Annotated in this window: 10 protein-coding genes, 1 tRNA gene and 1 pseudogene; 8 read left to right on the top strand and 4 right to left on the bottom strand. The window is 42.0% G+C overall.

Features of this window, described 5'->3' with window-relative positions; genetic code table 11:
- Positions 1–155: 155 nt before the first annotated feature.
- Together IQ259_RS25565 and IQ259_RS25560 are read right to left on the bottom strand one after the other, a co-directional pair.
- Positions 156–455 carry a hypothetical protein gene (locus tag IQ259_RS25565; RefSeq protein ID WP_193888802.1) on the bottom strand — a complete coding sequence of 100 codons (300 nt, stop codon included), beginning with the start codon at positions 453–455 and terminating at the stop codon, positions 156–158.
- Between the two features lie 119 nt (positions 456–574).
- Positions 575–2302, bottom strand: a complete 1728-nt coding sequence (locus tag IQ259_RS25560; RefSeq protein WP_193888801.1) for a S8 family peptidase — start codon at positions 2300–2302, stop codon at positions 575–577.
- A gap of 671 nt (positions 2303–2973) precedes the next feature.
- Here IQ259_RS25560 and IQ259_RS25555 point away from each other — a divergent pair.
- The 6 genes and pseudogenes from IQ259_RS25555 to IQ259_RS25530 form a co-directional block, all read left to right on the top strand.
- Positions 2974–3539, top strand: a pseudogene (locus IQ259_RS25555) (TrkA family potassium uptake protein); the annotation flags it as partial.
- Between the two features lie 290 nt (positions 3540–3829).
- Positions 3830–5287, top strand: coding sequence for a glycoside hydrolase family 13 protein (locus IQ259_RS25550; RefSeq protein WP_193888800.1), 1458 nt, complete (start codon positions 3830–3832; stop codon positions 5285–5287).
- Positions 5288–5400: 113 nt separating this feature from the next.
- Positions 5401–5637: a DNA-directed RNA polymerase subunit omega gene (locus IQ259_RS25545; protein WP_015114011.1), complete on the top strand. Its 237-nt coding sequence runs from the start codon at positions 5401–5403 to the stop codon at positions 5635–5637.
- Positions 5638–5725: 88 nt separating this feature from the next.
- The gene (locus IQ259_RS25540) at positions 5726–6292 is read left to right on the top strand and encodes a hypothetical protein (RefSeq protein WP_193888799.1); all 567 of its coding nucleotides are present in this window, start codon (positions 5726–5728) and stop codon (positions 6290–6292) included.
- A gap of 52 nt (positions 6293–6344) precedes the next feature.
- Entirely contained in the window at positions 6345–6710 is a 366-nt protein-coding gene (locus IQ259_RS25535; protein ID WP_193888798.1) for a DUF1818 family protein, read from the top strand.
- A 50-nt stretch (positions 6711–6760) separates the two neighbouring features.
- Positions 6761–6834: transfer RNA gene (locus IQ259_RS25530), tRNA-Pro, on the top strand.
- A 101-nt stretch (positions 6835–6935) separates the two neighbouring features.
- Here IQ259_RS25530 and IQ259_RS25525 read toward each other — a convergent pair.
- The gene (locus tag IQ259_RS25525) at positions 6936–8219 is read right to left on the bottom strand and encodes a pitrilysin family protein (protein WP_193888797.1); all 1284 of its coding nucleotides are present in this window, start codon (positions 8217–8219) and stop codon (positions 6936–6938) included.
- Between the two features lie 60 nt (positions 8220–8279).
- Positions 8280–9548, bottom strand: coding sequence for a pitrilysin family protein (locus IQ259_RS25520; protein ID WP_193888796.1), 1269 nt, complete (start codon positions 9546–9548; stop codon positions 8280–8282).
- A gap of 165 nt (positions 9549–9713) precedes the next feature.
- Here IQ259_RS25520 and IQ259_RS25515 point away from each other — a divergent pair, with 165 nt between their 5' ends.
- Together IQ259_RS25515 and IQ259_RS25510 are read left to right on the top strand one after the other, a co-directional pair.
- Positions 9714–9965 carry a DUF4212 domain-containing protein gene (locus IQ259_RS25515; RefSeq protein ID WP_193888795.1) on the top strand — a complete coding sequence of 84 codons (252 nt, stop codon included), beginning with the start codon at positions 9714–9716 and terminating at the stop codon, positions 9963–9965.
- A gap of 9 nt (positions 9966–9974) precedes the next feature.
- Positions 9975–11633: a sodium:solute symporter family protein gene (locus IQ259_RS25510; protein ID WP_193888794.1), complete on the top strand. Its 1659-nt coding sequence runs from the start codon at positions 9975–9977 to the stop codon at positions 11631–11633.
- Positions 11634–12132: the final 499 nt, after the last annotated feature.

The raw sequence follows: 12132 nt of genomic DNA, 5'->3' as shown, positions 1-12132 counted from the left end.
CAATTTATTGACGGTGGTGCAGACTTGTCGCCGTCAAGGTAAGTCTGTTGTTGATTTTTTTGCACAAGCTCTAATTGCTGACTCTAATAATTCTCAGTTTCGCCCTTCTTTACTTCCTCAATATTAGACCTGAATCCTTACGTTTTAATTATTACTTACGAAACACCAAAACTACCAATTCTTCTTACCCCATTTACCAAACGTAATTGTTGTGATAGTTGTAAATGCTTCACCCAAGGTTGTTCTGATAGCTGAGAAATTGCATTGACTGACAATGTAGCGGTGAAAATATCTTTGCTACTAGTAACATCAGCAATGCCGAAGCTTTGTAACACCGTAATTGCGTTATCTGAAATTGGTTCTGTATGGATGAATACAGTTAAACTCGGTGTAGTTGAGTCTGGAACATCATTGAGTGCCATAGCTAAGGCAGCATCTAGCTTTTGATAGTTCATAAGTATTTTTGTAGTAAAAGGGTAGGCAAGTATGAAGCTGCCTAACACTAACTTATCAAATTTATCGGTTTTGATTACCTACCCTTATACAGACGTAATATACTTAGTTTTACGTCCAATTACAGATTTTCTGTATTAATCAAGCCATAGCCCCATTTGTGATCAAAGGTTCCGCATGGTTTTCCAGGAATAGAACTGTTTTTGCGAAGTAATTCTTTGATAGCTGTGGGATCTAAATTGCGATCGCGCTGCAATAATAATGCAATTATCCCGGTCACAAAGGGAGTCGCCATACTAGTACCAGCCATCGCCACAAACTTAGAATTCACCGTCATTGATTTATCAAAATTGGCATTAGAAGAAAGTGCCGAAACTATCATTGCGCCAGGTGCAGCAACATCTGGTTTTTGGGCATCATTGCGTAGCGGCCCTTCACTACTAAACTCAGAAATTTTATTGGGTTCCAAGCCCATTTCTCGCTCTTGGTTATCAATATCTGTGTACTTAACTTTGGTGGTATAAGCAGCAACTGTTACTGCACTGTCGGCACATCCCGGCGCACCAATTTTCACTGCATCTTTAACACTAGTACCTGTAAAAAACACTGAGGAAGTTTCGTCTAATGTCCACACATCCAAGCGGGCATTAGTTGAAGATGTGTTGCGGACTCGTAGCTGCCAAACACCTCCCATCACTGGTGAAGGGCCGTTGCCTCGAATCTGCACAAAAAAATTATAGTCACCGTTAGATGGATCTGGGCCTGATGTGACAATTTGCACTCGTGCATCGGGGAGTTGATGATCTACGGCTGGGTTTCCGTCAGTAATAATTTTTTGGAAGGGTGTCACAAACCCATTGGGACTCCGCAAGGAAACTTCTAATTGGCTGTCTTTGGAATACCAAGCATTTAACCAGACAATGCCTACTTGATTTAAAGGCACATTAAAGCGCATTCCCCGCATCTTTCCACTGGGTATGCTGGTTTGACCATGAATATTGTCGTTGCCTTCGTTACCTGCGGCACAGCAAGCAATCTTGCCAGGGCCAGTTTCCGAGTCAATAATTTTGGAGAGAGAGTCGCTACCATCATGGGCATCTGCGTGTCCACCCAAGCTGAGATTTACCACAGCGGGCCGTCCCAACTCATCAGCTACCCGGAAAACGTAGCGGACAGCATCGGCAATGTGGGCATCCTGTAAGTCAGATTTGATAATTACTAATTCTGCGTCTGGTGCGACACCACAGTATGTAGCATCAGCACCAGACGCGATGCCTGCAACGTGAGTACCATGACCGTTAGTATCTTGGGAAACGGTCAGTAAGGAACCTGTTAATTCAGCGCCATAAGCGCCTTCCGTAACTCCTGGCCCTGGTAGAGTTTGATCCCATAACCGTAAAATCCGCCCAGTAAAGGCGGGGTGTTTCGGGTCAATACCGCTGTCAATAACACCGATGATTACACCCTTACCAGTCAATCCAGTTTTATTTTTAAACTCTGGTAATTTTACTGCTTGGCACGCAACATCCATCCGTAGTTTTAGTTTGCGTGATGGTTTGATGCGTTGGATGGCAGGTTCTTCTGATAAAGCATCTAAACTGTCAATAGGTAAGAAAGCAGTACGCACATTTCCAGTATTTTGATTGACTTCAATGCCGTGTTGTGATAAGTGACTTAAGTCTGCGTCAGAATCGCAGTAGATAAAAACCAGGCTCTTGGTGGGTTTGACAACACTTTTAGGAGCCATGATCCCAAGCGATCGCTTGTGTGTCATTAAGGCTTGTACCCCTTCATGTTGATAATCTTCAAATGCCAACAGCAGCCCAGCAGAAAGTTTTTCGTGTCTCATTTTTGCTTCAACCTCAATTTCGTTAATGACAAGACAAGTAATTTTTTTAGCAAGTTAAGTCACTCTAGGCTAGTAACAACTAGGTGATTTTTATTGCTGTGCTTCTTAGATAAGTTTATGGTTATCTACAGTTTCAATAGATAGCTGTAAATAAGTTTATGAGTGAGTAAATAACCCATAATTTTTAAGATTCAATTATTCATCGGCGACTAATTTTTATGAATTATTTTTCTCCTCATTTAAATTGTTGTAGCTTCTTAAATATCCTAATGTCAATAAATTTAGTAGGTATGATTATCTGAATTCATTGGTAATGTTCATCTAGATTAACTGTTTTTTCGGAAATGCTTTTGAGTAATTCAGTCCCAGTAACAATGATTACGTAAAAACTTAAATAGAGAAAAATCAAGAATTATGAAGTTATAAAAATCAAACAAATACTAGTGATAATTAATACGCAAACTTGTATAGATGAATTTTAAATACTGAGAAAATTTATATCAAAAAACATACGTAACCATTTGAGACTATTTACTATTGGCGATCAACCAAGTTGTGCTAAATCAGCTTTTCACACTATCAAGCCCCAAAAATTTACCCATAGATACTCATTTTCTCGTCTTATTTATTGCTAATACTAAAAGCAATCCAGCAAAGATAAAAGCCTTCTCATTGGTGGAGCGGGCTTAGTAGGATTTCTTTGGCTCAAAAACTGGTAGAACTAGGTCATACTGTTGCCATCATTGATATTGACCCTACTGCTTGTCGCTATGCCCGTGAGCAAGTCGGTGCAATGGCTTTTGAAGGTAGTGCTGTGAGTATAGAAGTCTTGTTAGAAGCTGGAATTCAGAAAGCCGATTCCCTAGCAGCTGTCCTCAGAAGTGATGCTTTGAACTTGGCGATGGTGACTCTTGCCAAGCACTACGGCGTTCCCCATATTTTGAGCCGGATGCGCCACTCTGATTTTACTGAACCACTGCGTTTGGCCGGAGCTAACCATGTGATTAGCACTGTAGAACTGGCGGTTTCAACGATGGTCAATGCTATTGAGTATCCACAAGTAGAATCAATGATGCACTTTGAGCAGGGGCAAATTGAAGTTTTAAAACTGGCGATTCCTAACAGTTGTTATGTAGTTGGTCGCAGTGTTGCCGAAATTGCTCAAGATTCTCGATTTCCTACTGGCTCTTTAATTATTGGCTATCAACCTCATCCGCACGAAGATTTGATGATTCCAATCAGTAATATTCACTGTAGGTACTGAAAATTTATTTACATTTCATTAATAAATGTTGTCAAAAAGCCAATACATATAGGACTCATACTTGATTTGTGAAAAAGTTCAGTATACCTCTAGATCCCTTCTTTCCTGTTCCCCGTTCCCTGTTCCCTACCTCTACAAATGTGTTCATTAATCAAATCGGATTCCTACATATCAAACTCATTTTGGATTTTTCCATCACAGGTGAGAGATACAAATCAGCAACTATTTGCAACAATCTCTCCTGAAGGTACAAATGATCACTCATGCAAATTCAAACACCAGATTGGGTCAAGCACGCTGTATTCTACCAAATATTTCCAGATCGCTTTGCTAGAAGCAAACAGCCGCACAAACGGTTACTGCATGAAGCCCGTTGGGAAGATTGGGAATCCATGCCTACACTCCAAGGTTACAAAGGCGGCGATTTGTGGGGCATTATTGAGAGATTAGACTATATCCAAGGTTTAGGGATTAACGCTATTTATTTCACGCCCATTTTTCAGTCGGCTAGTAATCATCGGTATCACACTCACGATTATTACCAAGTTGATCCTTTATTGGGAGGTAACGAAGCCTTTAAAGAATTGCTAGACGCAGCCCACCAAAGGAATATTAAAGTTGTTTTGGATGGGGTGTTTAATCATTCGAGTCGCGGGTTTTTCTTCTTTCATGATGTTTTGGAAAATGGCCCTCATTCGCCTTGGCTGAATTGGTTCAAAATTCACGACTGGCCGCTTTCTGCTTATAATGGTGATTTTCCGGCTAATTACGAGGGTTGGGCAGGAAATCGCGCTTTACCAGTCTTTAACCATAACAACCCAGAAGTGAAAGAATATATCATGGAAATTGCCGAATATTGGATGAAATTCGGCATTGATGGCTGGCGCTTGGATGTGCCATTTGAAATTAAAACTCCTGGTTTTTGGCAAGAATTTCGAGAACGAGTCAAAGCCATTAACCCCGAAGCTTATATTGTGGGGGAAGTGTGGGGAGATTCGCGCCAGTGGTTGGATGGGAAACAATTTGACGGCGTGATGAATTATTTATTTGCCGGGCCGACAATTGCTTTTACGGCTGGCGATCGCGTAGTCTTAGAACAAGTCCAAAGCCGTGATTATCAACCTTATCCACCTTTATTTGCCGCCGAGTACGCCGCCAAAATCCAAGAATTATTGCAACTATATCCTTGGGAAATTCAGCTAACACAACTCAACTTACTTGCGAGTCACGATACAGCACGTTTAATGACTATTGCTGGCGGCGATAAAGCCAGTGTGGAATTATCAACTCTACTGCTACTTACCTTTCCTGGTGCGCCAAGTATCTATTATGGCGATGAAGTGGGTTTACCGGGTGCAATAGATCCCGACTCCCGACGCGGCTTTCCTTTAGAAGCTAATTGGGATCAAAAAATTCTTCAGACTCACCGCCAATTAGTTGACATTCGCCATAATTACCCAGCTTTGCGTGTCGGAGATTATCAAGTTTTATATGCCCAAGGCACACTTTACGTTTTCGCCCGAACTTTAGGCACAGAGGAATTGATTATTGCTGTTAATGCTGGTACAGCATCAGCAACAGCAAATCTCGATATTGCTAGTTTGCAAACTCAACCCAAAAAACTTTTATATGGCGATGCAGAATTTGAATGGAATAAGGAAGGAGAGACTCAACAGCTTTCGCTGATTGTTCCTGCACGCGCTGGCTGCATTTTGGTTTAGGGTAAACCATCATCCAAAATAAGGGTGTAGCAGTTGTAGAGTGTATTCCCTATTCTCTCCCTACTCCTTTTCAGTACTGCTAAACTGGAGAGTGACCCCAAGAACCATTAACTATGCTCAAGCGTTCTAAGTTCGAGACAACCCAAAGTCAAATTATGCACCGTGCCGAGGATTTAATTAGTGCAGCCTCGAATCGCTATCGCATTACGGTTCAGGTGGCAAATCGTGCCAAGCGTCGGCGTTATGAAGACTTTGAAAGCTCTGAAGATATAATGATGAAGCCTGTGTTAAGAGCAATCATCGAAATGTCTGATGAATTGACTCAGCCAGAAATTATTGGTGAAATGTAAAAACAGTGTTGAGGTGAAGGTGCTGATTACTGAAGTATTGCCATTGCACCTTCATCTCAGAATGTTCGCTAGATAAATTATCTCACTGATGGTTGTGAAGTTTAACTCAGCATTAATCGTTGCATTGATTGTGATTGGGATGGTTGTGAGTTTAGGCACAAATCAATCACCCGAATCTAGTTTACTTGGCATTCAACCTGCCGTAGCTCAAAGAATCAGTCCCTCTGATGTTTGGCAGCAAGTATATCAGCAATTACCCGACCTGCCAAAAGAAAATCAGTATATTCATAAAGAGACTGGTAGAGTGGCGGACAATAATACCTTAGCTAATCGCCTCATCCGTTATCACGTTTATGTAAAAGAGCGATCGCCCATCTATCGTTTAGACTGGAAGCTAACTTTGGCTGATTACCTGGGTGTGAATGAGGTTATGTATGACACTACCTATCCAGGTAATGATACATTACGGCAGAATCCGATAGATGGCGATCGCGCCGCCATTTCCCGTCTCAACCGTCGTCAAAGAGATGCTTTAGCCCAAGCTTTAGTTAATATCTTTAGTCCCAATCAACGCCAAAATACCAACCAACCTAGCCCTAGCACCTCAACTACTCCCCAGAAACCCCAAACCGGAGGGGCTGAACTTCTAAAGTGATTTTAATTTGAGGATTAATCTACTTCTAAAATCTAAAATCCAAAATCGGAAGATGGAACGTCTAATTAAAAGCGGTTCTGGCTGGCGTATTGGCTGGAACCCAAAAGCCCTTGAATATAAAGGTTTGGTGGGTACGGATGATTGGGCTATTGAGTTAACTGAGGCTGAGTTGAATGAATTTTGCCGTCTGTTAGCACAGTTAGCAGACACGATGAAACAACTCACAGCCGAACTAATGGATGAAGAAAAGATTGCTTGTGAGGCCGAAAGCGATTTATTATGGATGGAAGTGGAAGGCTATCCCCATCAATACACTCTACGTTTCATCCTCAATACAGGGCGCTGTGCAGAAGGTAGATGGAGTGCTTCTGCTATACCTGGTCTGTTGCAAGCTGCTGAGATGCTCAAAGTTTTTTAAACCTGCATCTTGATTTGTTGAGAGTTTTGCGATATAATCATAATTCTGACCGGGGCGTAGCGCAGCTTGGTAGCGCGCCACTTTGGGGTAGTGGAGGTCGTGGGTTCGAATCCCGCCGCTCCGATTCGCAAAATCCCTAACCTGCTAATCTTCATATAAGATTGGCAGGTTTTTTAGTAGAGGCTTACTCGCAAAATTTAACTTAATGGCTGACTTCTGTCTCCTCTAGGATAATGCAGCATTAATTGCTTCTTCTTGACCAACTAAAGATAAGTAAGGTTCTTGTAAATAGCGACTAGCTGCTGCCTTGGCATCATCAACACTTACACCAGCAATTAGCTCTTGAAATTGGCTGTCAAAATCAATACCTAAGCCTAAGGTTTCATACCAACCGTAAATCTGTGCTATTTGCCCATTAGTTTGTTTACCCAAAGCATACTGTCCCAGAATTTTATTTTTAGCAGCTTGGAATGCGTTTTCTAATACTTCTGTGGTGCAAAGTAAATCTACTTCTGTCCGCAGTCCTTCTAGGGCAATGGTGGTATTTTCCGGCGCTGTACCCATATAGACGACGAATGAACCAGGATATAACCTAGTTGGATAAAAAGCAGATACCTCGTAAGCTAAACCGCGTTTTTCCCGCAATTCTACGAATAAACGACTCGATAACCCATTACCCAAATAGGTAGAAAGCAATTTGAGTGGGGCGTAATCTGAAGAACTTACGGCTGCGCCCAAATAACCTAACATCACAATTGATTGTTGTGTTTGTAGCGGCTTAAGTAGGGGTTGTGGATTGATTTGAATTTCTGGCAAATTTAGGACGGGTAGTGGTTGTGCAGGTACTTCCCAGTCACCAAACACTTGCTCTACCAATGCTACCGCCTCTGCTAAGGTAATTCGTCCGGCAATACTAACTACCAAATTGTCTGGACGGAAATAAGTTTGGTGATACTGCACCAAGTCTCGGCGCGTGATGCGGCTCATGGTGGTTTCATCTCCTAGCAATGACATACCATAGGGATGGTTTTGGTACATTGCCAGTCGCATTTGCTCAAAGGCAAGGGTAAAAGGCTGCTCTTTTTGTGAGCGAATATCTTGTAGTGCTAAACGCCGCTCTAATTCTACTTGGGTTTCGGGAAATGTAGGCGATCGCAAAATGCGTCCTGTGAGTGCTAATATCTCTGGAAAATCTGAGGTGACTGTCTTCAACGACAACAAAAAATAATCTGTAGAGGTATCTGCACTTAAACTTGCTCCTACAGATTCCACTTGTTCGGCAATTTCTAAGCTCGAAAGTCCATCACATCCTTTTGTCATCACTGCGGAGAGTAAATGTGCTAACCCCGCTTGCTCTCGTGGTTCGTAACAACTACCAGCACGAAGAAAAATCCGCCCTGCAATAATATCCGCAGCTGGATTTTCTGCTACCAACACTACAATGCCGTTGTTGAGTACAGTGCGATGGATGGGGGAATGAGAAAGAGAAGGTTTCACAGTTTGAGTCATTAGTCAAAAGTCAAGAGTCAAAGGTCAATAGTCAAGAATCCTTGGACTATGGACTCTTGACTAACATGGTTTGAGAATCGTAACCGCATAATTCTGCGGTGAAAGATACTGTTTAGCTAATTGTTGCAGTTCTTGGGTAGTAAATGACTGAATTTGTTGTGGATAAGTTACCGCCACTTCGGCTTGAGCGACGGTGTTGTAGTATCCATATAGTCCTGTCAGTTGATTTGGCGTTTCGGTAGAAAAGGCATACTCATTACATAACAGTCTACGCATCCGAGCCAGTTCAGGTTCGCCAATTCCTTCAGTTTGTAAATCATGCAAATGAGCGCAAATTAGAGACTCTACTACTTCTAGATTTTCTGGCTCTAACCAAGCAGTGATTGTAAATAAACTTGATTCTCTTTGTAAAGAAAAATTACTAGAAACTGCCTGTACTAATTGCTTTTCTTCCCGCAAATCACGCACTAAGCGCGAAGTTCGCCCTTCTGTTAAGAATACACATAACACATCTAAACCGTAAGCGGCACGGAGTTGCTCAACTCCCGGTGCAGTCCAAGCCATCAGTAACCGCGCTTGCTCTAGGCGTGGTAAACATAGTTCTTGACGATGTATACCGTTGATACTTGGTTGTCTTACCTTGATTGACTGCGGACAATCAACAGGTTCGGCAAAATCAGCAAATGAGCAATTCACCAATTCCCGTGCTTTTTCTTGCTCAATTCCGCCGACAACTACCACTGTCATGTTTTCTGGTTGGTAGTGAGCGCGATGAAAACAGCGCATATCATCTGGTGAATGCTGCATGAGTTCTATCTCTGTACCTAGCACCGAACGTCCATAAGGATGATAGTGATAAATATTTTTGATCAGAGACTGAAATCCTAGCCAGTCGGGATCATCATTGCAGGAACGAATTTCTTCTAGCACTACATCCCGTTCGCGCCAGAATTCATCATCAGGAATTGCCGCATTCACTAGTAGTTCTGCTAAATAAGGCAAGGTATCTTCTAGGTAAGGTGCAGCAGTCGTCACGCAGTAATGAGCATAGTCGTGACTCGTCGCTGCATTACTCACACCACCACGGTTCTCGATGTTGTGATCAAATACTCCAGGGGCTAGTGTTGCCGTACCTTTAAAAATCATGTGTTCTAAAAAGTGAGCCATACCAAACCACGGTTCTGGCTCTCTGGCTGCTCCAGCACGCACCCAAACATCTGCCACAACTACAGGGGTTGTGGAAATCTCTTGATGAATAAACGTTAAACCATTGTCGAGTCGGAAAATTGAGGCTGGAAATACCGGATGGATTAATTGTTGTTGTGACAATTTTTTGTAGTTTTAACCACAATTTAACGTAATCTCGCCATTCTAACTCTTAACGAAACTTGAATTAGAATCAATTGATACAAATTTATTAAAAATAACACAAGCATTCACAAGGAAAATGGCGACTTCTTGTTATTATTTGTGATGCACTTACGACACATAACAATGGATGATAACCAGCGCCGCTCTTATTGGCGTGCGAATACTGCTTTAATTCGTAATCTTTTAATTGTTTGGGGATTAGTTTCCCTAGTTTTTAGTATTTTGTTGGTTCAACCATTAAATGGAATACGTTTTTTTGGCGTACCCTTTGGTTTTTGGATGGCGCAGCAAGGTTCAATCATTATCTTTGTGATATTGATTTTCATTTACGCTTTTCAAATGGACAAAATAGACCGCAAATATAATAAAAAGTGAGAAAAAGCTGTGTCAGTTGAACTTTGGACGATTATAATAGTCGGATTTTCTTTCCTGATTTACATTTATATCGGTTGGCAATCACGAGTTGAAAGTAGTAAAGACTTTTTTGTGGCTGGTCAGGGAATACCTTCAATTGCAAATGGTGCAGCTACCGCCGCCGATTGGATGTCAGCAGCCTCTTTTATTTCAATGGCGGGACTGATTTCTTTTTTGGGCTATGACGGTTCTATTTATTTGATGGGCTGGACTGGCGGCTATGTGCTGTTGGCGTTGTTGTTGGCTCCCTATCTGCGGAAATTTGGTAAGTATACAGTACCGGATTTCGTGGGCGATCGCTACTATTCAAATGTGGCTCGTTTGGTAGCAGTTGTCGCAGCCATTTTCATTTCCCTTACCTATGTTGCTGGTCAAATGCGGGGTGTGGGGATTGTGTTTAGTCGCTTCCTGCAAGTAGACATAAACACAGGTGTAATTATCGGGATGGTGATTGTGGGCTTTTTTTCAGTACTGGGGGGGATGAAAGGGATTACCTGGACACAAGTAGCCCAGTATGGTGTATTGATTTTAGCTTACTTGATTCCAGCGATCGCGATCGCCTGGCGGTTGACAGGTAATCCAATTCCGCAATTGGCTTTTACTTTTAGTGATGTTGCTGACAAACTCAATCAAATCCAAGTTGACTTAGGGTTTCAAGAGTATACTCAGCCATTTGCCAATAAATCCATGCTGGATGTACTGTTCACCACTATTGCTTTGATGGTGGGGACTGCTGGATTACCTCATATCATCGTGCGGTTTTACACAGTACCCAGTGTCCGCGCCGCCCGTTTTTCTGCTGGTTGGGCATTATTATTTATTGCCATCCTCTATACTACAGCCCCTGCCGTCTCAATGTTTGCCCGCTACAACTTGATTAATTCCCTGCACAATCACACAATTGCAGAGGTGCAACAATTAGACTGGGCGACTAAGTGGGAAAAAACCGGACTGCTCAGTTTTGATGATAAAAACAAGGATGGTCGTCTGCAATTAACCCCAAATAAAGAAACTAGCGAAATCAAGATTGACCCCGATATCATCGTGCTGTCTACCCCAGAAGTAGCTAAACTTGCGCCTTGGATGATTGCTTTGGTAGCTGCTGGTGGTTTGGCTGCGGCTTTATCTACCGCATCGGGTTTGTTGTTAGTAATTTCTAGTTCTGTCGCCCACGATATTTATTACCGTATTGTGGATTCCAGTGCATCGGAAAGCAAACGAGTATTTGTTGGGCGGGTTATGGTTGGTTTAGCCCTAGTTCTGGCTGGATATTTTGGGGTAAATCCGCCGGGATTTGTGGGTCAGGTTGTAGCTTTTGCCTTTGGATTAGCTGCGGCGAGCTTTTTTCCTGTGATTGTTTTGGGAATCTTCGACAAACGCACCAATGCGGAAGGTGCGATCGCTGGCATGTTAAGTGGTTTAATTTTTACCATTATCTATATCATCAGCGTCAAGTTTGGCGGTGTACAACCGTGGTTTTTTGGCGTTTCACCTGAAGGTATCGGTACTTTAGGTATGTTGATTAATTTGGTGGTGACATTAGTTGTGTCTCGCCTCACACCACCCCCTCCCGCAGAAATTCAGGCGATGGTAGAACAGTTGCGTTCTCCTGCAATTGAAGAAGACTAGAAACATTAGGGACGCATAAATATGCGTCCTCACTACAAAAATATCTGGCGTTGCATAATTACACAAATTTTTGACTGTAACCTATAACCTGTTCCCTATCTCCACTTCATCCGGTGGAGGCGATCGCAGTATTTTCACTTATTGCTAAATAATAGCAATTTTATTCACAGTAATTTAGATAACAGAATTAGAGACTACCCTCAATCTGGTGAAAAATTCCTCATTTTGCTATCTCATTCACAAAACTTATATAAAATAAGTGCAAATAAATCTCAATAACTCTGGTATTATGTTCCTAGACTTATTGAGATAAATATTCAATAAGTTAATTGAGATTGTCACAATTCGAGGAAATAACACCATGACGAGCATCAATACTTCTCGGTTAAGAATTAAGCAGTATTGAGAATCAAAAAAGTGAGTGGTTGACGTTTAGTACCCGCTCCTGAGTGGATTGGAATTCTCGCTGGAAACTTAGAACGAGGTTTTTTGACTACTC

The organism is Fortiea sp. LEGE XX443 (assembly GCF_015206815.1).
Lineage (GTDB): Bacteria > Cyanobacteriota > Cyanobacteriia > Cyanobacteriales > Nostocaceae > Nostoc_B.
This window is presented reverse-complemented; position numbering and strand designations above follow the sequence as displayed.